The following is a 22291-nucleotide window of genomic DNA, read 5'->3' on the forward strand; positions in this document are numbered from 1 at the left end:
GCGACTCCCACTGCAGGGAAGTCCCGAAGAGGGACATCCGTTTCAGCGAGAGCGCGACACGCCCGACCGCGTGGGTCGGAGGGGGAGCGGAAGAAAAGGGACCACCGGGTCCAGAGCGTTTCGAGAGACAGGACTACTGAGTAGCCATGGCGGGACAGAAGATCCGCATCCGGCTCAAGGCCTACGACCACGAGGTCATCGACTCTTCGGCGAAGAAGATCGTCGAGACGGTGACTCGCACTGGTGCGTCGGTCGCGGGCCCGGTGCCGCTGCCCACTGAGAAGAACGTGTACTGCGTCATCAAGTCGCCGCACAAGTACAAGGACTCGCGCGAGCACTTCGAGATGCGCACGCACAAGCGCCTGATCGACATCCTCGACCCGACCCCCAAGACCGTTGACTCTCTGATGCGACTCGACCTCCCGGCCGGTGTCGACATCGAGATCAAGCTCTGAGGGCGGTGATCTGAAGATGACCAAGCAGATCAAGGGCATCCTGGGCGAGAAGCTCGGCATGACGCAGGTGTGGGACGAGAACAACCGTGTTGTTCCGGTCACCGTCGTCAAGGCCGGCCCCAACGTCGTCACCCAGGTCCGTACGAACGACGTCGACGGCTACGAGTCGGTCCAGATCGCCTTCGGCGAGATCGACCCGCGCAAGGTGAACAAGCCCCTCAAGGGTCACTTCGCCAAGGCCGACGTCACCCCCCGCCGTCACCTCGTCGAGATCCGTACCGCTGGTGCCAGCGAGTACACCCTCGGCCAGGAGATCACCGCTGAGGCCTTCGAGTCCGGCGTGAAGGTCGACGTCACCGCGAAGAGCAAGGGCAAGGGCTTCGCCGGCGTCATGAAGCGCCACAACTTCAAGGGTGGCAAGGCGTCGCACGGTGCCCACCGTGTGCACCGCATGCCCGGATCCATCGGTGGCTGTGCCACCCCCGGCCGTGTCTTCAAGGGCATGCGCATGGCGGGTCGCATGGGCAACGAGCGGGTCACCACCCAGAACCTGACCGTTCACGCCGTTGACGCGGAGAAGGGCCTGCTCCTCATCAAGGGCGCGGTTCCTGGTCCGAACGGCGGCCTCGTCCTGGTCCGCACTGCGGCCAAGGGGGCCTGAGGTAACCGATGAGCACTGTTGACATCCTTTCGCCTGCCGGCGAGAAGACCGGAAGCGTCGAGCTCCCCGCGGAGATCTTCGGCGTGGAGAAGATCAGCATCCCGCTGATCCACCAGGTCGTCGTCGCGCAGAACGCCGCTGCCCGCCAGGGCACGCACAAGACCAAGCGTCGCGGCGAGGTCCGTGGTGGCGGCAAGAAGCCGTACCGCCAGAAGGGCACCGGCCGCGCCCGCCAGGGCTCGACCCGTGCGCCGCAGTTCGCCGGCGGTGGCGTCGTCCACGGCCCGCAGCCGCGTGACTACTCGCAGCGGACCCCGAAGAAGATGAAGGCCGCGGCCCTGCGCCACGCCCTCACCGACCGGGCCCGCCACAACCGCATCCACGTCGTCTCCGGCGTCATCGAGGGCGACAGCCCGTCGACGAAGGCCGCCCGGACGCTGTTCGGCAAGATCTCGGAGCGCAAGAACCTGCTCCTGGTCGTCGACCGCGCCGACGAGGCCGCGTGGCTGTCCGCCCGCAACCTGCCCCAGATCCACATTCTGGAGCCGGGCCAGCTGAACACGTACGACGTTCTCGTCTCGGACGACGTGGTCTTCACCCAGGCCGCTTTCGAGTCCTTCGTGTCTGGCCCCAAGGCCGCTGACACCGAAGGGAGCGAAGCCTGATGGCTACGCGTCACCCGAGCATCGCCTCCAAGGCGGCCAAGGCCGCCAAGGCCGCGCGCGTCGCCAAGGCGCGTCGCCACGAGGCCGAGGGCAAGAACACTGTCGTCACCCCGGCCAGCAAGGCGTTCACGGACCCCCGTGACGTGCTGCTGAAGCCGGTCGTGTCCGAGAAGAGCTACGCGCTCCTCGACGAGAACAAGTACACGTTCATCGTCGCGCCGGGCTCCAACAAGACCCAGATCAAGGAGGCCGTCCAGGCGGTCTTCTCGGTCAAGGTCACCGGGGTCAACACGATCAACCGCCAGGGCAAGCGCAAGCGGACCCGCACCGGCTTCGGCAAGCGTGCCGACAGCAAGCGCGCGATCGTGACCCTTGCCGAGGGCGACCGTATCGACATCTTCGGCGGTCCGACCTCCTGACGGAGGTCCGGATCGTCCGGAATCGGACGAGGACTGAGAAATGGGAATCCGCAAGTACAAGCCGACTACGCCGGGCCGTCGTGGCTCCAGCGTCGCCGACTTCGTCGAGGTCACGCGGTCCACGCCGGAGAAGTCGCTGGTCCGCCCGCTGCACAGCAAGGGCGGCCGTAACAACGCCGGTCGTGTGACCGTTCGCCACCAGGGTGGCGGACACAAGCGCGCCTACCGCGTGATCGACTTCCGTCGTCACGACAAGGACGGCGTGCCGGCGAAGGTCGCGCACATCGAGTACGACCCCAACCGCACCGCGCGCATCGCGCTGCTGCACTACGCGGACGGCGAGAAGCGCTACATCCTCGCCCCGCGCAACCTGCAGCAGGGTGACCGCGTCGAGAACGGTCCCGGGGCCGACATCAAGCCGGGCAACAACCTGGCGCTCCGCAACATCCCGGTCGGTACCACGATCCACGCGATCGAGCTCCGTCCCGGTGGCGGTGCCAAGTTCGCCCGCTCCGCCGGTGCCTCCGTGCAGCTGCTCGCGAAGGAGGGCTCGATGGCCCACCTGCGCATGCCGTCCGGAGAGATCCGCCTGGTCGACCAGCGCTGCCGCGCCACGGTCGGCGAGGTGGGCAACGCCGAGCAGAGCAACATCAACTGGGGCAAGGCGGGCCGTAAGCGCTGGCTGGGCGTTCGCCCGACCGTGCGTGGTGTGGTCATGAACCCGGTGGACCACCCGCACGGTGGTGGCGAAGGCCGTACCTCGGGTGGTCGCCACCCGGTGTCCCCCTGGGGCAAGAAGGAAGGCCGTACTCGTTCGCCCAAGAAGGCGTCGAACAAGTACATCGTCCGCCGCCGCAAGACGAACAAGAAGCGCTAAGGACGGGTTGAGATGCCTCGTAGCTTGAAGAAGGGACCCTTCGTCGACGACCACCTGATCAAGAAGGTGGACACGCAGAACGAAGCCGGTACCAAGAACGTCATCAAGACCTGGTCCCGTCGCTCGATGATCGTCCCGGCGATGCTCGGCCACACGATCGCGGTGCACAACGGCAAGACCCACATCCCGGTGTTTGTCACCGAGTCCATGGTCGGCCACAAGCTCGGCGAGTTCTCGCCGACGCGCACCTTCCGGGGTCACGTCAAGGACGACCGGAAGTCGAAGCGCCGCTAGTAGCGGGGTGTGACAGATCATGACAAACACTGAAGGGACAACCATGGAAGCCAGGGCCCAGGCGCGGTACATCCGCGTCACGCCCATGAAGGCCCGCCGCGTGGTGGACCTCATCCGTGGCATGGATGCCACGGAGGCTCAGGCGGTCCTGCGTTTCGCCCCGCAGGCCGCGAGCGTGCCGGTCGGCAAGGTGCTGGACAGCGCCATCGCCAACGCCGCGCACAACTACGACCACACCGACGCCGACAGCCTCTTCATTTCCGAGGCCTACGTCGACGAGGGCCCGACCCTGAAGCGGTTCCGGCCGCGCGCCCAGGGCCGCGCCTACCGGATCCGCAAGCGGACCAGCCACATCACCGTGGTCGTCAGCAGCAAGGAAGGAACCCGGTAATGGGCCAGAAGGTAAACCCGCACGGGTTCCGGCTCGGTGTCACGACCGACTTCAAGTCGCGTTGGTACGCCGACAAGCTGTACAAGGACTACGTCAAGGAAGACGTCGCCATCCGTCGGATGATGACGTCCGGCATGGAGCGCGCCGGCATCTCGAAGGTGGAGATCGAGCGCACCCGTGACCGCGTGCGTGTGGACATCCACACCGCTCGCCCGGGCATCGTCATCGGCCGCCGCGGCGCCGAGGCCGACCGCATCCGCGGTGACCTGGAGAAGCTGACCGGCAAGCAGGTCCAGCTGAACATCCTCGAGGTCAAGAGCCCGGAGACGGACGCTCAGCTGGTGGCCCAGGCCGTCGCCGAGCAGCTCTCCTCCCGCGTCTCCTTCCGTCGTGCCATGCGCAAGAGCATGCAGGGCACGATGAAGGCCGGCGCCAAGGGCATCAAGATCCAGTGCGGTGGCCGCCTCGGTGGCGCCGAGATGTCCCGCTCGGAGTTCTACCGCGAGGGCCGTGTGCCCCTGCACACGCTCCGCGCGAACGTGGACTACGGCTTCTTCGAGGCCAAGACGACCTTCGGCCGCATCGGTGTGAAGGTCTGGATCTACAAGGGCGACGTCAAGAACATCGCCGAGGTCCGCGCCGAGAACGCCGCTGCCCGCGCCGGCAACCGCCCGGCCCGTGGTGGCAACGACCGCCCGGCCCGTGGTGGCCGCGGTGGCGAGCGTGGCGGTCGCGGTCGCAAGCCGCAGCAGCAGTCCGCGCCGGCTGCCGAGGCCCCCAAGGCCGACGCTCCCGCCGCCGCTGCCGCTCCGGCTGAGAGCACCGGAACGGAGGCCTGACCGAAATGCTGATCCCCCGTAGGGTCAAGCACCGCAAGCAGCACCACCCGAAGCGCCGTGGTCAGGCCAAGGGCGGTACGACGGTTGCGTTCGGCGAGTACGGCATTCAGGCCCTCACGCCGGCGTACGTGACCAACCGCCAGATCGAGGCGGCCCGTATCGCGATGACCCGCCACATCAAGCGTGGCGGCAAGGTCTGGATCAACATCTACCCGGACCGCCCGCTCACGAAGAAGCCGGCCGAGACCCGCATGGGTTCCGGTAAGGGTTCCCCCGAGTGGTGGATCGCGAACGTGCACCCGGGCCGGGTCATGTTCGAGCTGTCCTACCCCAACGAGAAGATCGCCCGTGAGGCGCTGACTCGTGCGGCCCACAAGCTGCCGATGAAGTGCCGGATCGTCAAGCGCGAGGCAGGTGAAGCGTGATGTCGGCCGGTACCAAGGCGTCCGAGCTGCGCGAACTGGGTGACGAGGAGCTTCTCGCGAAGCTCCGCGAAGCCAAGGAAGAGCTGTTCAACCTCCGCTTCCAGGCGGCGACGGGTCAGCTCGAGAACCACGGTCGGCTCAAGGCCGTCCGCAAGGACATCGCGCGGATCTACACCCTGATGCGTGAGCGCGAGCTGGGCATCGAGACGGTGGAGAGCGCCTGATGAGCGAGAGCAACGTGACTGAAGAGACGAAGGCCGGCCGCGGCTTCCGCAAGACCCGTCAGGGTCTGGTCGTCAGCGACAAGATGGACAAGACCGTCGTCGTCGCCGTCGAGGACCGCGTGACCCACGCGCTGTACGGCAAGGTCATCCGCCGTACCAACAAGCTCAAGGCTCACGACGAGCAGAACGCCGCGGGCGTCGGCGACCGTGTCCTCCTCATGGAGACCCGGCCGCTGTCCGCGACGAAGCGCTGGCGCGTCGTCGAGGTCCTCGAGAAGGCCAAGTAATTCCTGCGGTAAAACCCCGCAGGTCAGTTCCGCCAGGCTCGGCGAGAAGCGTGAAGCACTCACGCTTCTCGCCGGGAACCGGCAGACAAACAGGAGATAGACGTGATCCAGCAGGAGTCGCGGCTGCGTGTCGCCGACAACACGGGTGCGAAGGAAGTCCTCTGCATCCGTGTGCTCGGTGGCTCGGGCCGCCGCTACGCGGGTATCGGTGACGTCATCGTCGCCACCGTCAAGGACGCGATCCCCGGTGGCAACGTGAAGAAGGGTGACGTCGTCAAGGCGGTCATCGTTCGCACCGTCAAGGAGCGCCGCCGTCCCGACGGCTCGTACATCCGCTTCGACGAGAACGCCGCTGTCATTCTGAAGAACGACGGCGACCCTCGCGGCACCCGTATCTTCGGCCCGGTGGGCCGTGAGCTGCGCGAGAAGAAGTTCATGAAGATCATCTCCCTCGCGCCGGAGGTGCTGTGAGCATGAAGATCAAGAAGGGCGACCTGGTTCAGGTCATCACCGGTAAGGACAAGGGCAAGCAGGGCAAGGTCATCGCGGCCTTCCCCCGCGAGGACCGCGTCCTGGTCGAGGGTGTCAACCGGGTCAAGAAGCACACCAAGGCCGGGCCGACCGCTCGCGGTTCGCAGGCCGGCGGCATCGTGACCACCGAGGCCCCGATCCACGTCTCCAACGTCCAGCTGGTCGTGGAGAAGGACGGCAACAAGGTCGTCACGCGCGTCGGTTACCGCTTCGACGACGAGGGCAACAAGGTTCGCGTTGCCAAGCGGACGGGTGAGGACATCTGATGGCTACCACCACCACTCCGCGTCTGAAGACGAAGTACCGCGAGGAGATCGCGGGCAAGCTGCGTGAGGAGTTCTCGTACGAGAACGTCATGCAGATCCCCGGCCTCGTCAAGATCGTGGTCAACATGGGTGTGGGCGACGCCGCCCGCGACTCCAAGCTGATCGATGGTGCCATCAAGGACCTCACCACGATCACCGGTCAGAAGCCGGCCGTCACCAAGGCCCGCAAGTCCATCGCGCAGTTCAAGCTGCGCGAGGGCCAGCCGATCGGTGCCCACGTCACGCTCCGTGGCGACCGCATGTGGGAGTTCCTGGACCGCACCCTGTCGCTCGCGCTGCCGCGCATCCGCGACTTCCGCGGTCTGTCCCCCAAGCAGTTCGACGGCCGTGGCAACTACACCTTCGGTCTCACCGAGCAGGTCATGTTCCACGAGATCGACCAGGACAAGATCGACCGCACCCGGGGTATGGACATCACCGTGGTGACCACGGCGACCAACGACGCTGAGGGCCGCGCGCTCCTTCGTCACCTCGGCTTCCCCTTCAAGGAGGCGTGAGCGAGATGGCGAAGAAGGCTCTGATTGCCAAGGCTGCTCGCAAGCCCAAGTTCGGTGTTCGTGGCTACACGCGCTGCCAGCGCTGCGGCCGTCCGCACTCCGTGTACCGCAAGTTCGGCCTCTGCCGCGTGTGCCTTCGTGAGATGGCTCACCGTGGCGAGCTGCCGGGCGTGACCAAGAGCTCCTGGTAATCCGGTAATTCCGGGTTATTCAGGCTCTCGGTAAGCATCTGGGTCGGCAGGGGCCCGCCCTCGCATGCCTTAGGCTTGTGGGGTTGGGCGTCTGCCGCCCGTACGACTTACTACGCCGTAGGTCCACCGCGCCGCACCCGTCCCGTCTCGGATCGGGGAGAGGGATGGCGCACCAGGAAACCACGGCGAGAGAGGCCGAAGGCCAATTCATGACCATGACTGATCCGATCGCAGACATGCTTACGCGTCTGCGGAACGCGAACTCGGCGTACCACGACTCCGTGACGATGCCGGCGTCCAAGATCAAGTCTCACATCGCGGAGATCCTCCAGCAGGAGGGCTTCATCACGGGCTGGAAGACCGAGGACGCCGAGGTCGGCAAGAACCTCGTCCTCGAGCTGAAGTTCGGCCCGAACCGTGAGCGCTCCATCGCGGGCATCAAGCGGATCTCCAAGCCCGGTCTCCGGGTGTACGCGAAGTCCACCAACCTGCCCAAGGTGCTGGGTGGCCTCGGCGTGGCGATCATCTCCACGTCGCACGGGCTCCTCACCGACAAGCAGGCCGGCAAGAAGGGCGTAGGCGGAGAAGTTCTCGCCTACGTCTGGTAGCGGAAGGGAACGGAGGAAACAGCTATGTCGCGCATCGGCAAGCTCCCCATCGCGGTTCCCGCCGGCGTGGACGTCACCATCGACGGCCGTACGGTCTCGGTCAAGGGCCCGAAGGGCTCGCTGACTCACACCGTCGTGGCGCCGATCGACATCGCCAAGGGTGAGGACGGCGTTCTGAACGTCACCCGCCCCAACGACGAGCGTCAGAGCAAGGCCCTGCACGGCCTGTCCCGCACGCTGGTGGCGAACATGATCACCGGCGTGACCCAGGGTTACGTGAAGAAGCTCGAGATCAGCGGTGTCGGTTACCGCGTGCTCGCCAAGGGTTCGAACCTGGAGTTCTCCCTCGGCTACAGCCACCCGATCCTGGTCGAGGCCCCCGAGGGCATCACCTTCAAGGTGGAGAACCCGACCCACTTCTCGGTCGAGGGCATCGACAAGCAGAAGGTCGGCGAGGTTGCGGCCAACATCCGCAAGCTGCGCAAGCCCGACCCGTACAAGGCCAAGGGCGTCAAGTACGAGGGCGAAGTCATCCGCCGCAAGGTCGGAAAGGCGGGTAAGTAAGCCATGGCATACGGACAGAAGATCCTCAAGGGCGACGCGTACAAGCGCGCCGCGATCAAGCGCCGTCACATCCGGATTCGCAAGAATCTCTCGGGTACGGCGGAGCGTCCCCGTCTGGTCGTTACCCGCTCGAACCGCCACATCGTGGCCCAGGTGATCGACGACCTCAAGGGTCACACCCTTGCGTCGGCGTCCACCCTGGACACCTCGATCCGTGGCGGCGAGGCCGACAAGTCCGCTCAGGCCAAGCAGGTCGGCGCCCTGGTCGCCGAGCGCGCCAAGGCCGCGGGTGTCGAGGCCGTGGTCTTCGACCGCGGTGGCAACCAGTACGCCGGGCGCATCGCCGCCCTGGCGGACGCCGCCCGCGAAGCCGGTCTGAAGTTCTGACCCGGTTCCGTATCGCTAGCGGAAACAGAGAGAGGTAATTCCAATGGCTGGACCCCAGCGCCGCGGTGGCGGTGCCGGTGGCGGCGAGCGGCGGGACCGGAAGGGCCGTGACGGCGGCGCAGCTGCCGCCGAGAAGACCGCTTACGTTGAGCGCGTCGTCGCGATCAACCGCGTCGCCAAGGTTGTGAAGGGTGGTCGTCGCTTCAGCTTCACCGCGCTGGTCGTGGTGGGCGACGGTGACGGCACCGTGGGTGTCGGTTACGGCAAGGCCAAGGAGGTGCCGGCCGCCATCGCCAAGGGTGTTGAGGAGGCCAAGAAGCACTTCTTCAAGGTCCCCCGTATCCAGGGCACCATCCCGCACCCCATCCAGGGTGAGAAGGCTGCCGGCGTCGTGCTGCTCAAGCCCGCGTCCCCGGGTACCGGTGTTATCGCCGGTGGTCCGGTGCGCGCCGTGCTCGAGTGCGCCGGTATTCACGATGTGCTGTCGAAGTCTCTCGGCTCCGACAACCAGATCAACATCGTGCACGCGACCGTGGAGGCCCTCAAGGGTCTGCAGCGTCCCGAGGAGATCGCGGCCCGCCGTGGTCTGCCGCTCGAGGACGTCGCTCCCGCGGCTCTTCTCCGTGCACGTGCCGGGGCGGGTGCGTAATCATGGCGCAGCTCAAGATTACGCAGGTCAAGTCCTACATCGGCAGCAAGCAGAACCACCGTGACACCCTGCGTTCCCTTGGTCTCAAGGGGATCAACACGCAGGTCGTCAAGGAGGACCGCCCCGAGTTCCGCGGCATGGTGCACACCGTCCGCCACCTCGTGACGGTCGAGGAGGTCGACTGATCATGGGTGAGCAGAACCCGCTCAAGATCCACAACCTCCGTCCCGCCCCGGGCGCCAAGACCGCCAAGACCCGTGTGGGTCGTGGTGAGGCGTCGAAGGGTAAGACGGCCGGTCGTGGTACCAAGGGTACGAAGGCCCGTTACCAGGTGCCGGAGCGCTTCGAGGGTGGCCAGATGCCCCTCCACATGCGTCTTCCGAAGCTGAAGGGCTTCAAGAACCCGTTCAAGACCGAGTTCCAGGTCGTGAACCTCGACAAGCTGGCCGCGCTCTACCCCGAGGGTGGCGAGGTCACCGTCGAGGGTCTGGTGGCCAAGGGTGCCGTTCGCAAGAACAGCCTCGTCAAGGTCCTCGGCCAGGGCGAGATCTCCGTGGCGCTGCAGGTGACGGTCGACGCCGTCTCCGGCTCCGCCAAGGAGAAGATCACCGCCGCCGGCGGTACCGTCACCGAGCTCGTCTGAACCCTTCAGGCGTCTCGATGACTTGAGCGATCCCAACCGGGGATGCCCCACAAAAGGGGTATCCCCGGTTGGTCGTTCCAAGGAAAGTACTCCCGCCGGTAAGGTGGCCTGCGCTGCCCTCTTTCACGGGTGCGTCACATGGGGCACCCTGGGCGGCAGTTGACCGTTACTTACTTAGTCGTCAGTCGAATCCTCAAGACCGTCACCCTTGACGCAGTAGCGCGGGGGTCGCAGGAGGCACCGTGCTCACCGCGTTCGCCCGGGCGTTCAAGACGCCCGACCTGCGCAAGAAGCTGCTCTTCACGCTCGGCATCATCGTGGTCTACCGGCTCGGTACCCACATCCCCATCCCAGGCGTCGACTACAAGAACGTCCAGGAGTGTGTGGACCAGGCGTCCGGCAACCAGGGCATCTTCGGCCTGGTGAACATGTTCAGCGGCGGCGCCCTGTTGCAGATCACGGTCTTCGCGCTCGGCATCATGCCGTACATCACGGCGAGCATCATTCTGCAGCTGCTGACCGTGGTCATCCCGCGCCTGGAGGCCCTGAAGAAGGAGGGCCAGGCGGGCACGGCGAAGATCACGCAGTACACCCGCTACCTGACCATCGCGCTCGCCGTCCTCCAGGGCACCGGCCTGGTCGCCACCGCCCGCAGCGGCGCCCTGTTCTCCGGCTGCACCGTCGCCGGTCAGATCGTGCCCGACCAGGCGATCTTCACCACCATCGTCATGGTGGTCACCATGACCGCCGGTACGGCCACCGTCATGTGGCTCGGTGAGCTGATCACCGACCGCGGCATCGGCAACGGCATGTCGATCCTGATGTTCATCTCGATCGCCGCGACCTTCCCCTCCGCTCTGTGGGCCATCAAGCAGGAGGGCACGCTGGCGGGCGGCTGGATCGAGTTCGGCATCGTCATGCTCGTCGGCTTCGTCATGGTCGGCCTGGTCGTCTTCGTCGAACAGGCGCAGCGCCGCATCCCGGTGCAGTACGCGAAGCGGATGATCGGCCGCCGCTCCTACGGCGGTACGTCCACGTACATCCCGCTCAAGGTGAACCAGGCGGGCATCATCCCCGTCATCTTCGCCTCGTCGCTGCTCTACATTCCGGCTCTGATCGTCCAGTTCTCCGGCTCGCAGGCGGGCTGGGCCGTCTGGATCCAGAAGAACCTGGCCGACCCCGAGGCCGCGTCGCACGTCGCTCTGTACTTCCTCCTGATCGTGTTCTTCGCCTTCTTCTACGTGGCGATCTCGTTCAACCCCGAGGAAGTCGCGGACAACATGAAGAAGTATGGTGGGTTCATCCCGGGCATCCGGGCTGGCCGACCGACCGCTGAGTATCTGAGCTACGTACTCAACCGGATCACCTGGCCGGGTTCGCTGTATCTGGGCCTGATCTCTCTCGTACCGACAATGGCGTTGGCCGGTTTCGGGGCAAACCAGAACTTCCCGTTCGGCGGGACCAGCATCCTCATCATCGTGGGTGTGGGTCTCGAGACGGTGAAGCAGATCGAGAGCCAGCTCCAGCAGCGCAATTACGAAGGGTTCCTCCGCTGATGCGAATCGTCCTCGTCGGGCCGCCGGGTGCCGGTAAGGGAACGCAGGCCACCCGCCTTGCCGAGACGCTGCACATTCCGCACATCTCCACGGGTGACCTGTTCCGCGCGAACATCAGTCAGCAGACCGACCTGGGCAAGCTCGCCAAGTCGTACATGGACGCCGGCAACCTCGTACCGGACGAGGTGACCATCGCCATGGCGAAGGACCGCATGGAGCAGCCCGACGCCGAGGGCGGCTTCCTGCTGGACGGCTTCCCGCGCAACGTCTCCCAGGCCGAGGCGCTGGACGAGCTGCTCGAGACCGAGGACATGAAGCTCGACGCGGTGCTGGACCTGGAGGCACCGGAGGACGAGGTCGTCAAGCGGATCGCCGGCCGCCGCCTGTGCCGCAAGGAGCCGTCGCACGTCTTCCACGAGACGTACTCGCCGTCGAAGAAGGAAGGCGTCTGCGACGTCTGCGGCGGCGAGCTGTACCAGCGGGACGACGACTCCGAGGAGACGGTCCGCAAGCGGCTCGAGGTCTACCACACGAAGACTGAGCCGATCATCGACTACTACAAGGCGCAGGGCCTGGTCGTCACCATCGCCGCGACGGGACCGGTGGCCGAGGTCACCGGCCGTGCGCTGGAGGCGCTCAAGCGCGACCAGTAGTCCTCACAGTCAGGCTGCAGCCGCGGTCCCTCGCTCAGGGGCCGCGGCTGTGCTGTGGGGTGGGGCCGGTCCCCGCCCCGTATCGTTGGAAGCGTTCCCCTCGCTCTCCGGTCCAGAAAGGCCGCAGTCCCCATGGTGCAGATCAAGAGCCCCGAGCAGATCGCCAAGATGCGTGAGGCGGGGCTGGTCGTCGCCGCCATCCACGCGGCCACGCGCGAGGCCGCCGTGCCCGGCGCCACGACCAAGGACCTGGACCAGGTCGCCCGCAAGGTGCTCACGGAGCACAACGCCAAGCCGAACTTCCTCGGCTACGGCGGCTTCCCGGCGACCATCTGCACGTCCGTGAACGAGGTCGTCGTCCACGGCATCCCGTCCGACGACGTCGTCCTCAAGGACGGCGACGTCATCTCCATCGACTGCGGCGCGATCATCGACGGCTGGCACGGCGACGCCGCGTACACGGCCTTCGTCGGCTCCGGCCACTCCCCGGAGCTGGTCGAGCTCTCCCGGGTGACCGAGGAGTCGATGTGGGCGGGCATCGCGGCCATGAAGCAGGGCAACCGGCTCGTCGACGTGTCCCGGGCCATCGAGACGTACATCCGCCGCCAGCCGAAGCCCGGTGGCGGCAAGTACGGGATCATCGAGGAGTACGGCGGTCACGGCATCGGCACCGAGATGCACATGGACCCGCACCTGCTGAACTACGTCGACCGCCGGCGCGGCAAGGGCCCGAAGCTGGTCCCCGGCTTCTGCCTGGCCATCGAGCCGATGGTGTCCCTCGGCACCCCGCGCACGGAGGTCCTGGAGGACGACTGGACCGTCATCACGACGGACGGCACCTGGTCCTCCCACTGGGAGCACTCCGTGGCCCTCACGGAGGAGGGCCCCCTGGTCCTGACGGCTCCTGACGGCGGCAAGGCGAAGCTGGCGGAGCTGGGCGTGACGGCGGCGCCGGATCCGGCCGCGTGAGGGCTCTGTGCCCGGGGCGGTTGCCGTCGCATAACGATCACCCCGGTGGGGCAGGCTACCTCGTTTCGCCTTTCCGGGTGTGCTGACGTAGACTGACTCGTCGGCTCTCGTGCACCCGCATGCCTGCATGCACTCGTACGGTGCAGGGGAGTCGATCAAGGTAGTCGATTCGAAGGGCGAAGCGTGGCCAAGAAGCAAGGTGCCATCGAGATCGAGGGCACTGTCGTCGAGTCTCTTCCGAACGCCATGTTCAGGGTCGAGCTCCAGAACGGCCACCAGGTCCTGGCTCACATCAGCGGCAAGATGCGCATGCACTACATCCGCATCCTCCCTGACGACCGGGTCGTGGTGGAGCTGTCTCCGTACGACCTGACGCGTGGCCGGATCGTCTACCGGTACAAGTAGATCTTGCCCACGTCTCGCGCGGGTTCCGCGCGGGGCCGCCGGCAACTGACCCGGAGAACCTCACACCCATGAAGGTCAAGCCGAGCGTCAAGAAGATCTGCGACAAGTGCAGGGTGATCCGCCGTCACGGTCGGGTCATGGTCATCTGCGACAACCCGCGCCACAAGCAGCGCCAGGGCTGACGCACGACCGTTCCCTCCGCGATTCGCAAGACTTCGCGCGACGCGAGCTGAATTGTTCATACGCAGGACCCGGACGCCGAGGCGTCCGACACCCCCGGTTCGGAGGCCGGGGACCCGTGCCGTACCAAATCTTCGACTGTGGCGGTGCCACAGCGTGAAGAGGCCGGCGGCCGGAGACCGGTTCTGTGGAAGACCTCCGAAGATCAACTGGAGCCATTGAATGGCACGCGTTTCCGGTGTTGACATCCCGCGCGAAAAGCGCGTCGAGATCGCCCTCACCTACGTGTTCGGCATCGGCCGGACTCTCTCGCAGCAGACGCTGGCTGCCACCGAGGTGGACCCGAACACCCGTGTTCGTGACCTCACCGAGGAGCAGCTCGTCGCGATCCGCGAGTACGTCGACAACAACATCAAGACCGAGGGTGACCTCCGTCGCGAGGTCCAGGCCGACATCCGCCGCAAGGTCGAGATCGGCACCTACCAGGGTCTCCGCCACCGTCGCGGTCTGCCCGTCCGCGGTCAGCGCACCAGCACCAACGCGCGTACCCGCAAGGGCCCGCGTCGCGCCATCGCCGGCAAGAAGAAGCCGGGCAAGAAGTAGTCCGCAGCGGACTCGCCGTCCAGCGGTCTTCGCTGTAGGACCGACCACCTCCCGTAGGAGAAGACATGCCCCCCAAGGGACGTCAGGGCGCTGCCAAGAAGGTGCGCCGCAAGGAAAAGAAGAACGTCGCTCACGGCCACGCGCACATCAAGAGCACGTTCAACAACACGATCGTGTCCATCACGGACCCGACCGGCAACGTGATCTCCTGGGCCTCCGCCGGCCACGTCGGCTTCAAGGGCTCGCGGAAGTCCACGCCGTTCGCCGCGCAGATGGCCGCCGAGTCGGCTGCCCGTCGCGCGCAGGAGCACGGCATGCGCAAGGTCGACGTCTTCGTCAAGGGCCCGGGTTCCGGTCGTGAGACCGCCATCCGTTCGCTCCAGGCGACCGGCCTCGAGGTCGGCTCGATCCAGGACGTCACCCCGACGCCGCACAACGGCTGCCGTCCGCCGAAGCGTCGTCGCGTCTGATCCGCCGCGTCCCGCCGGACGCGTCTGATCTCGCTTCACCAGGGTTTTCCGGGCGGTACGGCTCTTTCGGGTCGTATCGCCCGTACCCTTGCAGTACTAGTCGGGCGTCAAATAGCGGGCGCCCCTGACTGAAGGATCACCACATGCTGATCGCTCAGCGTCCCTCGTTGACCGAAGAGGTCGTCGACGAGTTCCGCTCCCGGTTCGTCATCGAGCCGCTGGAGCCGGGCTTCGGTTACACCCTCGGCAACTCCCTGCGCCGTACGCTCCTCTCCTCGATCCCGGGTGCGGCGGTCACGTCCATCCGCATCGACGGTGTCCTGCACGAGTTCACCACCGTGCCGGGCGTCAAGGAGGACGTCACCGACCTGATCCTCAACATCAAGCAGCTGGTCGTGTCGTCCGAGCACGACGAGCCGGTTGTGATGTACCTGCGCAAGCAGGGCCCGGGTCTGGTCACCGCCGCCGACATCGCGCCCCCGGCCGGTGTCGAGGTGCACAACCCCGACCTCGTCCTCGCCACGCTCAACGGCAAGGGCAAGCTGGAGATGGAGCTGACCGTCGAGCGCGGTCGCGGCTACGTCTCCGCCGTGCAGAACAAGCAGGTCGGTCAGGAGATCGGGCGCATCCCGGTCGACTCGATCTACTCGCCGGTTCTCAAGGTCACGTACAAGGTCGAGGCCACGCGTGTCGAGCAGCGCACCGACTTCGACAAGCTGATCGTCGACGTCGAGACCAAGCAGGCCATGCGGCCGCGCGACGCCATGGCGTCGGCCGGTAAGACCCTCGTCGAGCTGTTCGGCCTCGCCCGCGAGCTGAACATCGACGCCGAGGGCATCGACATGGGTCCGTCCCCGACGGACGCCGCGCTGGCGGCCGACCTCGCGCTCCCGATCGAGGAGCTCGAGCTGACCGTCCGCTCGTACAACTGCCTCAAGCGTGAGGGCATCCACTCCGTGGGCGAGCTCGTCGCGCGTTCCGAGGCGGACCTGCTGGACATCCGCAACTTCGGTGCGAAGTCCATCGACGAGGTCAAGGCCAAGCTCGCGGGTATGGGTCTCGCGCTCAAGGACTCGCCTCCCGGGTTCGACCCGACCGCCGCCGCGGACGCCTTCGGCGCGGACGACGACGCGGACGCGGGCTTCGTCGAGACCGAGCAGTACTGAGCGCTCCGCGAGGAGGGCCGTACTGCGGCTGCCGGTCCGTAGGGGCCGGTCGCGCCCACGCGACGGAGTCGCATGCCGACACCGCCCCGCGCCCCTTCGGGGCGCGGACCCTCCGGGGCGCTTGAAAAGGTGCCTCGGATCTCCGACGGGCGACCGCCCGCTCGGATACTGACTTCGGTACCTGATACGGCCGGGGCAGACACCTAGGAGAAACACCATGCCGAAGCCCAGCAAGGGTGCCCGTATGGGCGGCAGCGCCGCGCACGAGAAGCTGCTCCTCGCGAACCTCGCGAAGTCGCTGTTCGAGCACGGCCGCATCACCACCACCGAGGCGAAGGCGCGCAAGCTGCGTCCGTACGCCGAGCGTCTGGTCACCAAGGCGAAGAAGGGCGACCTTCACAACCGCCGTCAGGTGCTCCAGGTGATCACGGACAAGAGCATCGTGCACACGCTCTTCACCGAGATCGGCCCGCGCTACGAGAACCGTCCCGGTGGCTACACCCGGATCACCAAGATCGGTAACCGCCGTGGCGACAACGCGCCCATGGCCGTCATCGAGCTGGTCGAGGCGCTGACCGTGGCGCAGGAGGCGACCGGCGAGGCCGAGGCCGCCACCAAGCGCGCCGCCAAGGACACCGAGGCCGCTCCGGCTGCCGAGGAGACCAAGGTCGACACGGCCAAGGCCGACGACGAGGCTGCGGCCGAGGAGTCGAAGGACGCGTAAGCGTTCCGCGTTCGCGTTCGCGGGTCCGTTCCTTTCGAGGGACGGGCCCGCTTTCGTTCTGCTGAGAGGATCTCTGGGTGAGTGACGAAGTGGAGCCCGGGTTCGTGCGGGTGCGGCTGGATCTGTCGTACGACGGGAGCGAGTTCTCCGGGTGGGCCAAGCAGGCCGGTGGGCGGCGGACCGTGCAGGGCGAGATCGAGGACGCGCTGCGGACGGTCACGCGGTCCCGTGAGACGTACGAGCTGACCGTGGCGGGGCGGACCGACGCCGGGGTGCACGCCCGGGGCCAGGTCGCCCATGTCGACCTGCCGCGCGAGGTGTGGGCCGAGCACCATGTGAAGCTGCTCAAGCGGCTCGCGGGGCGGCTGTCCAGGGACGTACGGGTGTGGGCCCTGCGCGAGGCACCCGACGGCTTCAACGCCCGGTTCTCCGCGATCTGGCGGCGCTACGCCTACCGGGTCACCGACAACCCCGGCGGCGTCGACCCGCTGCTGCGCGGCCACGTCCTGTGGCACGACTGGCCCCTCGACGTGGACGCCATGAACGAGGCCGCCCGCGGACTGCTGGGCGAGCACGACTTCGCCGCCTACTGCAAGAAGCGGGAGGGGGCCACGACCATCCGGACCCTCCAGGAGCTGAGCCTGGTGCGCGGCGACGACGGCATCGTCACCGCCACCGTCCGGGCGGACGCCTTCTGCCACAACATGGTGCGCTCCCTGATCGGCGCCCTGCTGTTCGTCGGCGACGGGCACCGGGGCGCCGACTGGCCGGGGAAGGTGCTCGCGGCCGGCGTACGGGACTCGGCCGTGCACGTCGTACGGCCGCACGGGCTGACGCTGGAGGAGGTCGGCTACCCGGCCGACGAGCTGCTGGCGGCCCGGAACAAGGAGGCGCGGAACCGGCGGTCCCTGCCGGCGGCCGGCTGCTGCTGAGCGGACGGGCGTCCGCGTCCCCCCCGTCGGTCGCCCGCCCACCGGTCAGTCGCCCGCCCAGGTGCTGAGCAGTCCGGCCACGGCGTCCGCGGCCTCGTCGGCGTCCCGGCCGTCGCCCCGGGCGCCGGGCGCCAGCTCCAGGTGGACGAAGGTCGCGTGCTGCCGCTGGGCCGCGCGGCCCTGGACGTTGGTCGCGCCCTCCAGCGGACAGCGCGCCGACCAGCCCCGGCAGACCCGCAGCCCCTCCGACTCCATCCGGTCGGCCAGGGCGGAGACCTCGCCGGGGGCGCTCTCGGCGGCGCCGGTGGACAGGACGGCGTCGTAGCGGTCCGTGGTGGACTCGGCGAAACCGTGCAGCTGGATGCCGGGCACACCGCGTTCCTGCAGCTCCAGGACGATGCCGTGGAAGGCGCTGTCCTCGCGGTGGGCGACGTCGGCGGCGTCCCCGCGTCCGGCCCGGCGGTGGGCGCCGGCCAGCACCAGCGCGCCGCCCGGGGTGTCCTCCAGCAGGCGCACGCCCAGCTCCTCGGTGTCCCGGTCGGAGACGGGGTGCGGCACCTGCGCGCTCCAGCGGACGCGGGAGTCGGCGTTCAGGTACAGCCGGCCCCACCGGGCGCTCTCGCCCGAGCCGGTGGCGGCGACCTCGTCGTAGCGCCGGCCGGACTCGGTGTCGGTGAGGCGGGTGACGCCGAGTCCGACCGGGGCGAGCAGCCGCTCGGCCTCGCGCGCGTCGCCCTCCAGCAGACTGCCGACGGCTCGGGCCAGCTGGGCGCGCTGCTCCTCGTCGGGCGGCGAGTAGGAGCCGTCGGGGTCCAGATCCTTCGTGTACGACAGGACGCGGCTGCGCAGGTCGACCAGCTCACGCGCCTTCGGCTCCGAGGCCTCCGTGGGGGAGTCGGAGGACGCCTGACACCCGGTCAGCACCAGGAGGACACCTATCAGACCGAAAACGAACACAAAGCGAGACTGTCTTGTAATGGTAGAGACAGGGTGCGTTATGAGGTCCATGTGAACATGTTTCGGTGACATTCCGTAAGTCTCTCCGTATGGGTCGTGCCGTGGCGATCCTGGCGGTTACCGCCACTCTGGCCGCCGCGTGCGCCTCCGGGTCCGTCGACGGGTCCGTGGAGCCGCAGGCGAAGCCGGGCGGACGCTCCTTCACCGTGGCCGCCGCGGGTGACGTACTGATCCACCCCGAGCTGGTGGAGCAGGCGGCCAAGGACGCGGAGGAGACCGGCGAGGGGGAGGCCGGGCTGGACTTCGGTCCGCTGCTCGCCGGGGTGAAGCCGGTCATCAGCGAGGCGGACCTGGCGATCTGTCACATGGAGACACCCGTCGGCAAGCCCAAGGGCCCCTTCCAGGGGTACCCGGAGTTCCTGGTGCCGCCGCAGATCCTGACGGCTCTGAAGGACGTGGGGTACGACACCTGCTCCACGGCCTCCAATCACACCTTCGATCACGGGATGACGGGCGTACGGAACACGCTCGACGCCATGGACAAGGCGGGGCTGGGTCACACGGGCTCGGCGCGTACGCCCGAGGAAGCAGAGCAGATCAACATCCGTGACGTCAACGGCGTCAAGGTCGTGCATCTCTCCTACTCCTGGGAGTCCTTCGTCCATCCCACGCCCAAGAGCAAGGACTGGGCGCTCAACAGCACGGACTGGGCGAGCATCAAGAAGGCCGAGCGCCGGGCCCGGGACAAGGGTGCCGAGGTGGTCATCCTGTCCGTCCACTGGGGCGCCGAGTACTACAACGAACCGAGCACCTCGCAGATCCGGCTGGCGCAGTGGATCAGTGAGGAGACGGGGATCGACCTCGTGATCGGACACCACTCCCACGTGGTGCAGCCGATCCAGAAGGTCGACGGGACCTGGGTCGCCTACAGCCTCGGCAACCAGGTGGCCCGGCACTCCACGCCCAGCGGGATCACCGAAGAGGGCGCCATCGGCTGGTTCGAGTTCCGGGAGACGACGGAGGGGTGGGACGTCACCGCCCGCTACCGCACCACGCTCGTGGAGATCCCGCCCGAGGTGCAGCCCGGGGAGGAACTGCCGGACGGGGCGGTGGAGGACCACCGGGTGAGGGATGTCCAGAGCGTGCTCGACGAGCCGGGTGACCTCTCCAGGGAGCGGCTCGCCCGTTACCGGCTCGCGGCCGACCGCACCAGCGGGTTCCTCTACAACCGCGGTGCTCCGGGTGGCGACGGCCTGAAGTCGCTGTCCCTGGGGGAGTGACGAGCCACACAGCTCACTCCGTGCCGAGAGCACAACCTTGTCAGCACTTATCAGTCTTTCGAGTGACGGCGTCGCACGACCGCGGCAGCGGAGCGTCCAGCGCGCGCTGGACATCCCGTAGCAACCAAGGAAGAAGACCGGTGACATCGAGTCCTGCCGCGAACTCCGGGCGGAGAGGGCGGCGACGCAGCCGCAGGCGCGCGGATATGCCGCTCCTCGGCGGCATCCGTCCCCCGATCGCGGTGCTGTGTCTGCTGATCCTCGCCCTGGCCGGTCTCACCGTGAAGGTCCTCGGCCCCGGAGAGGACGCGGTGGTGCCCAAGGCGGTGCTGACGTCGCAGCGGTACTTCGCGGAGGACGGCGCCATCGCGCTGCGCGCCTCGATCGACGAGCGGGTCACGGACCTGCAGCGCACAGCCGACGCGCTGAACGCGGGGCCGCGCGTCGAGCCGGAGCGCGTCCTGTCCGACCTCGGGAAGACCTATCAGAAGTGGACCGGCACCACTGTGCTGGACCTGGAGAGCGGGGACGTCCTCGCCGCACGCGGCGAAAGGATTCCGCTCGCCTGGCTCGACAAGGACGTCCTCACCGGCGAACACGCCCTCGCCCCGCGCATGGTGCGGCTGGAGACCGGCGACGTGCGCCTGATGACGATGGTGCTCCTCGACTGGAAGGACGGGGCGCAGCAACTGCTGATCGCGTCCAACAGCCTGTCCGTGCCCGCCATCAACATGGGCCCGTTCCGCACCATGTCGGTCGTGGCCCGCGACGGCGAAGTCCTCGCCACGGCCGGGTTCGAGGAGTCCGAGGCGCTCAACTCGGACAAGCAGCGCGAGGAACTCGCCTTCCTCCAGAAGCAGATGTCCCACCTCTCCGACCAGGCCGCCGAACGCACCGAGGAGCACCCCGTCACCGCACGGGAGCCCGGCTCCCGGGGCTACCCCGGCGTCAGCGGGACCCTGCTGGGTGACGACTACGCCGGCCGCGTCACCACCGCCGGGTACGCCTCCCTCGCCTCCTCCGACCCGGAGGAGAAGGACAGCGTCGCCGCGGGCCTCGGGCTCACCGTGGTGGCGATGCTGCCCGTGGTCCAGCAGGACGCCGGCGAGACGGGCCGGGAACTGTACGGGCTGGTCGCGGCCGGGGCGCTGGTCGTGCTCGGGCTGCTGGCGGCGGCCGTGCTGTGGGCGGCCGTGCAGCGCCCGCTGCTGCGGCTGTTCCTGGAGTCCCGCCGGCTCGCCCGCGGCGATCTGACCCGGCCCGTCGCGGTGCCCCGCTGGGGCGAGGCCGCCCGGATCGGCGCCGCGCTGGAACGCCTGCGGACCCAGCTCCACGGCGCCGGCGAAGGCCCCGGCCAAGGCCCCGGCGGCAAGAGCGGCAAGGTCCGCCTCGGCGTGCGCGTGCCCCTCGGGGTGACCGCCGTTCTGCTGCTGCTCTGGTGCGTGCCGGTCGGCCTGCTGCTGAACCGCACCGACGGCTCGGTCAGCGTGCCCGCCACCATCGTCAACGACCAGCGGGACCGCACCGACCTGATCGCCGACCGCGTCCGCCGGGCGCTCAACGAAGCCCAGGCGGACCTCGTCTCCACCTCCCGGCTGATCGACGCGGACGACCCCGGCGCCGCCGAGACCCTGTTGGCGGACGCCCTGGAGGAGCACACCCGCTACCAGGCCCTGTACGTCGTGGACGCCGACGGCGGGGTCGTCGCCCGTGCCGGGGGAGACCCGCACGACTGGAGCGACGACCAGGACCTGCCGTTGGTCCGCGTCTCCGGCAAGGGAGACCGGAAGCCGGTGATCCAGGCCGCCGCCCCCGTGCCGGAGCACAAGGGCACCACCCTGGTCGGCGAGGTACGGGTGGAGTTCCTCAACTCGCTGCTGAAGCGGCCCGGCCTCGGCGAGGTCCGCGTGGTGAACGCCGACGCGCGGACCGTCGCCGGCAGCGACGGCTTCCTGGCCTTCGAGAAGCTGCCCGGCGACGCCCTGACCGACCTGGTCCGCGCGGGCAACGTACGGGTCGGCGCCGGCCCCGTCGAGAACGGCCTGCTCATCCGGGACGGCGGCGACGTCACCGTGGCCGCCGCGGCCCCCTTCTCCGGCGGCGGCATCGCCTCCGACATCGGCTGGACGGTGGTCAGCAGCCAGGACGCCGACCACTTCGAGATCGCCGCGTACGAGCGCGAGGACCGCAGCGTGCTCGCCGGGATGCTCGGCCTCGCCGCGATCGTCGTCTGCCTGGGCTGGGTGTACCTGGTCGTGGCACGGCCGCTGCGGGCCCTGGCCGCCGGCGCCGAGAAGCTGGCCGACGGAGACCTCAAGACCGTGCACTACCCCCGCTACCAGGACGAGGTCGGGGCCGTCGTCCGCAGCCTCGAACTGCTCCGCCAGCAGTTGCAGGCCCGCCGACAGAACCAGGCCCGCCGGCCCGCCGAGCCCCGGCTCGGCGCCGGAGGAAGGTGATCCC

The 22291-nt window shown here is 67.9% G+C and carries 34 protein-coding genes; 33 read left to right on the forward strand and 1 reads right to left on the reverse strand.

Annotation, left to right across the window (positions count from 1 at the left end; translation table 11 throughout):
- The first annotated feature begins 146 nt into the window (after positions 1-146).
- From rpsJ to truA, 31 genes are all read left to right on the forward strand, one after another.
- Complete coding sequence (gene rpsJ / locus ACIQ6R_RS01185; RefSeq protein WP_003948644.1) at positions 147-455, forward strand: 30S ribosomal protein S10; 309 nt, start codon at positions 147-149, stop codon at positions 453-455.
- Between the two features lie 16 nt (positions 456-471).
- On the forward strand, positions 472-1116 hold the full coding sequence (rplC, locus tag ACIQ6R_RS01190; protein ID WP_104634712.1) for a 50S ribosomal protein L3: 645 nt from the start codon (positions 472-474) through the stop codon (positions 1114-1116).
- An 8-nt stretch (positions 1117-1124) separates the two neighbouring features.
- On the forward strand, positions 1125-1781 hold the full coding sequence (rplD, locus tag ACIQ6R_RS01195) for a 50S ribosomal protein L4 (protein ID WP_386312461.1): 657 nt from the start codon (positions 1125-1127) through the stop codon (positions 1779-1781).
- Positions 1781-2200 (forward strand): 50S ribosomal protein L23, encoded by a 420-nt coding sequence (rplW, locus tag ACIQ6R_RS01200; RefSeq protein ID WP_007443985.1) that lies wholly within the window; start codon positions 1781-1783, stop codon positions 2198-2200. Before rplD ends, rplW begins: the two co-directional genes overlap by 1 nt.
- 40 nt (positions 2201-2240) lie before the next feature.
- Positions 2241-3077 (forward strand): 50S ribosomal protein L2, encoded by an 837-nt coding sequence (gene rplB / locus ACIQ6R_RS01205; protein ID WP_030400225.1) that lies wholly within the window; start codon positions 2241-2243, stop codon positions 3075-3077.
- Positions 3078-3089: 12 nt separating this feature from the next.
- Positions 3090-3371, forward strand: a complete 282-nt coding sequence (gene rpsS, locus ACIQ6R_RS01210) for a 30S ribosomal protein S19 (protein ID WP_003974263.1) — start codon at positions 3090-3092, stop codon at positions 3369-3371.
- Positions 3372-3414: 43 nt separating this feature from the next.
- Complete coding sequence (rplV, locus tag ACIQ6R_RS01215) at positions 3415-3762, forward strand: 50S ribosomal protein L22 (RefSeq protein ID WP_003974262.1); 348 nt, start codon at positions 3415-3417, stop codon at positions 3760-3762.
- On the forward strand, positions 3762-4601 hold the full coding sequence (gene rpsC / locus ACIQ6R_RS01220; protein ID WP_055418365.1) for a 30S ribosomal protein S3: 840 nt from the start codon (positions 3762-3764) through the stop codon (positions 4599-4601). The genes rplV and rpsC overlap by 1 nt, the downstream gene beginning before the upstream one ends.
- A 5-nt stretch (positions 4602-4606) precedes the next feature.
- Entirely contained in the window at positions 4607-5026 is a 420-nt protein-coding gene (gene rplP / locus ACIQ6R_RS01225) for a 50S ribosomal protein L16 (RefSeq protein ID WP_004927269.1), read from the forward strand.
- The gene (rpmC, locus tag ACIQ6R_RS01230; RefSeq protein ID WP_003998824.1) at positions 5026-5250 is read left to right on the forward strand and encodes a 50S ribosomal protein L29; all 225 of its coding nucleotides are present in this window, start codon (positions 5026-5028) and stop codon (positions 5248-5250) included. The genes rplP and rpmC overlap by 1 nt, the downstream gene beginning before the upstream one ends.
- On the forward strand, positions 5250-5537 hold the full coding sequence (gene rpsQ / locus ACIQ6R_RS01235) for a 30S ribosomal protein S17 (protein WP_055418364.1): 288 nt from the start codon (positions 5250-5252) through the stop codon (positions 5535-5537). Before rpmC ends, rpsQ begins: the two co-directional genes overlap by 1 nt.
- 102 nt (positions 5538-5639) lie before the next feature.
- Positions 5640-6008: a 50S ribosomal protein L14 gene (gene rplN / locus ACIQ6R_RS01240; protein ID WP_030831680.1), complete on the forward strand. Its 369-nt coding sequence runs from the start codon at positions 5640-5642 to the stop codon at positions 6006-6008.
- Positions 6009-6010: 2 nt separating this feature from the next.
- On the forward strand, positions 6011-6334 hold the full coding sequence (gene rplX / locus ACIQ6R_RS01245) for a 50S ribosomal protein L24 (RefSeq protein WP_003974256.1): 324 nt from the start codon (positions 6011-6013) through the stop codon (positions 6332-6334).
- Positions 6334-6891, forward strand: coding sequence for a 50S ribosomal protein L5 (gene rplE, locus ACIQ6R_RS01250; RefSeq protein WP_404169007.1), 558 nt, complete (start codon positions 6334-6336; stop codon positions 6889-6891). Before rplX ends, rplE begins: the two co-directional genes overlap by 1 nt.
- A 5-nt stretch (positions 6892-6896) precedes the next feature.
- The gene (locus ACIQ6R_RS01255) at positions 6897-7082 is read left to right on the forward strand and encodes a type Z 30S ribosomal protein S14 (RefSeq protein WP_003948630.1); all 186 of its coding nucleotides are present in this window, start codon (positions 6897-6899) and stop codon (positions 7080-7082) included.
- Positions 7083-7291: 209 nt separating this feature from the next.
- Positions 7292-7690 carry a 30S ribosomal protein S8 gene (gene rpsH, locus ACIQ6R_RS01260; RefSeq protein ID WP_026248232.1) on the forward strand — a complete coding sequence of 133 codons (399 nt, stop codon included), beginning with the start codon at positions 7292-7294 and terminating at the stop codon, positions 7688-7690.
- Between the two features lie 24 nt (positions 7691-7714).
- Positions 7715-8254, forward strand: a complete 540-nt coding sequence (gene rplF / locus ACIQ6R_RS01265; RefSeq protein WP_003974253.1) for a 50S ribosomal protein L6 — start codon at positions 7715-7717, stop codon at positions 8252-8254.
- Positions 8255-8257: 3 nt separating this feature from the next.
- Positions 8258-8641 carry a 50S ribosomal protein L18 gene (gene rplR / locus ACIQ6R_RS01270; protein ID WP_121748663.1) on the forward strand — a complete coding sequence of 128 codons (384 nt, stop codon included), beginning with the start codon at positions 8258-8260 and terminating at the stop codon, positions 8639-8641.
- Between the two features lie 43 nt (positions 8642-8684).
- Positions 8685-9290: a 30S ribosomal protein S5 gene (gene rpsE, locus ACIQ6R_RS01275; RefSeq protein ID WP_004927232.1), complete on the forward strand. Its 606-nt coding sequence runs from the start codon at positions 8685-8687 to the stop codon at positions 9288-9290.
- Between the two features lie 2 nt (positions 9291-9292).
- Positions 9293-9475: a 50S ribosomal protein L30 gene (rpmD, locus tag ACIQ6R_RS01280; protein WP_003974250.1), complete on the forward strand. Its 183-nt coding sequence runs from the start codon at positions 9293-9295 to the stop codon at positions 9473-9475.
- Positions 9476-9477: 2 nt separating this feature from the next.
- Entirely contained in the window at positions 9478-9933 is a 456-nt protein-coding gene (gene rplO / locus ACIQ6R_RS01285; protein WP_043381011.1) for a 50S ribosomal protein L15, read from the forward strand.
- Positions 9934-10175: 242 nt separating this feature from the next.
- Positions 10176-11489, forward strand: a complete 1314-nt coding sequence (gene secY / locus ACIQ6R_RS01290; protein ID WP_404169010.1) for a preprotein translocase subunit SecY — start codon at positions 10176-10178, stop codon at positions 11487-11489.
- Positions 11489-12142, forward strand: coding sequence for an adenylate kinase (locus ACIQ6R_RS01295; protein ID WP_404217943.1), 654 nt, complete (start codon positions 11489-11491; stop codon positions 12140-12142). The genes secY and ACIQ6R_RS01295 overlap by 1 nt, the downstream gene beginning before the upstream one ends.
- Positions 12143-12274: 132 nt before the next feature.
- Positions 12275-13111, forward strand: a complete 837-nt coding sequence (map, locus tag ACIQ6R_RS01300; protein ID WP_404217945.1) for a type I methionyl aminopeptidase — start codon at positions 12275-12277, stop codon at positions 13109-13111.
- Positions 13112-13294: 183 nt separating this feature from the next.
- The gene (gene infA, locus ACIQ6R_RS01305; protein ID WP_004927214.1) at positions 13295-13516 is read left to right on the forward strand and encodes a translation initiation factor IF-1; all 222 of its coding nucleotides are present in this window, start codon (positions 13295-13297) and stop codon (positions 13514-13516) included.
- A 68-nt stretch (positions 13517-13584) separates the two neighbouring features.
- Positions 13585-13698 (forward strand): 50S ribosomal protein L36, encoded by a 114-nt coding sequence (gene rpmJ, locus ACIQ6R_RS01310; protein ID WP_003974245.1) that lies wholly within the window; start codon positions 13585-13587, stop codon positions 13696-13698.
- A 220-nt stretch (positions 13699-13918) separates the two neighbouring features.
- Positions 13919-14299 (forward strand): 30S ribosomal protein S13, encoded by a 381-nt coding sequence (gene rpsM / locus ACIQ6R_RS01315; RefSeq protein ID WP_279560360.1) that lies wholly within the window; start codon positions 13919-13921, stop codon positions 14297-14299.
- Between the two features lie 65 nt (positions 14300-14364).
- Entirely contained in the window at positions 14365-14769 is a 405-nt protein-coding gene (rpsK, locus tag ACIQ6R_RS01320; protein ID WP_003948617.1) for a 30S ribosomal protein S11, read from the forward strand.
- Positions 14770-14912: 143 nt separating this feature from the next.
- A complete protein-coding gene (locus ACIQ6R_RS01325) occupies positions 14913-15935 on the forward strand; it encodes a DNA-directed RNA polymerase subunit alpha (protein WP_003966937.1) in 1023 nt (340 codons plus the stop codon).
- A gap of 217 nt (positions 15936-16152) precedes the next feature.
- Positions 16153-16659 (forward strand): 50S ribosomal protein L17, encoded by a 507-nt coding sequence (rplQ, locus tag ACIQ6R_RS01330; RefSeq protein ID WP_404169019.1) that lies wholly within the window; start codon positions 16153-16155, stop codon positions 16657-16659.
- Positions 16660-16736: 77 nt separating this feature from the next.
- A complete protein-coding gene (gene truA, locus ACIQ6R_RS01335) occupies positions 16737-17591 on the forward strand; it encodes a tRNA pseudouridine(38-40) synthase TruA (protein WP_404169021.1) in 855 nt (284 codons plus the stop codon).
- Between the two features lie 45 nt (positions 17592-17636).
- Here the strand turns inward: truA and ACIQ6R_RS01340 are convergent, their stop codons facing one another.
- Positions 17637-18620, reverse strand: a complete 984-nt coding sequence (locus ACIQ6R_RS01340) for a hypothetical protein (RefSeq protein WP_404217948.1) — start codon at positions 18618-18620, stop codon at positions 17637-17639.
- Positions 18621-18637: 17 nt separating this feature from the next.
- Here ACIQ6R_RS01340 and ACIQ6R_RS01345 point away from each other — a divergent pair, with 17 nt between their 5' ends.
- Both ACIQ6R_RS01345 and ACIQ6R_RS01350 read left to right on the forward strand, forming a co-directional pair.
- Positions 18638-19828, forward strand: coding sequence for a CapA family protein (locus ACIQ6R_RS01345; RefSeq protein WP_404217950.1), 1191 nt, complete (start codon positions 18638-18640; stop codon positions 19826-19828).
- A 206-nt stretch (positions 19829-20034) separates the two neighbouring features.
- A complete protein-coding gene (locus ACIQ6R_RS01350; RefSeq protein ID WP_404217952.1) occupies positions 20035-22287 on the forward strand; it encodes a HAMP domain-containing protein in 2253 nt (750 codons plus the stop codon).
- Positions 22288-22291: the final 4 nt, after the last annotated feature.

The organism is Streptomyces sp. NPDC096048 (assembly GCF_044763415.1).
Taxonomy (GTDB): Bacteria; Actinomycetota; Actinomycetes; order Streptomycetales; family Streptomycetaceae; genus Streptomyces.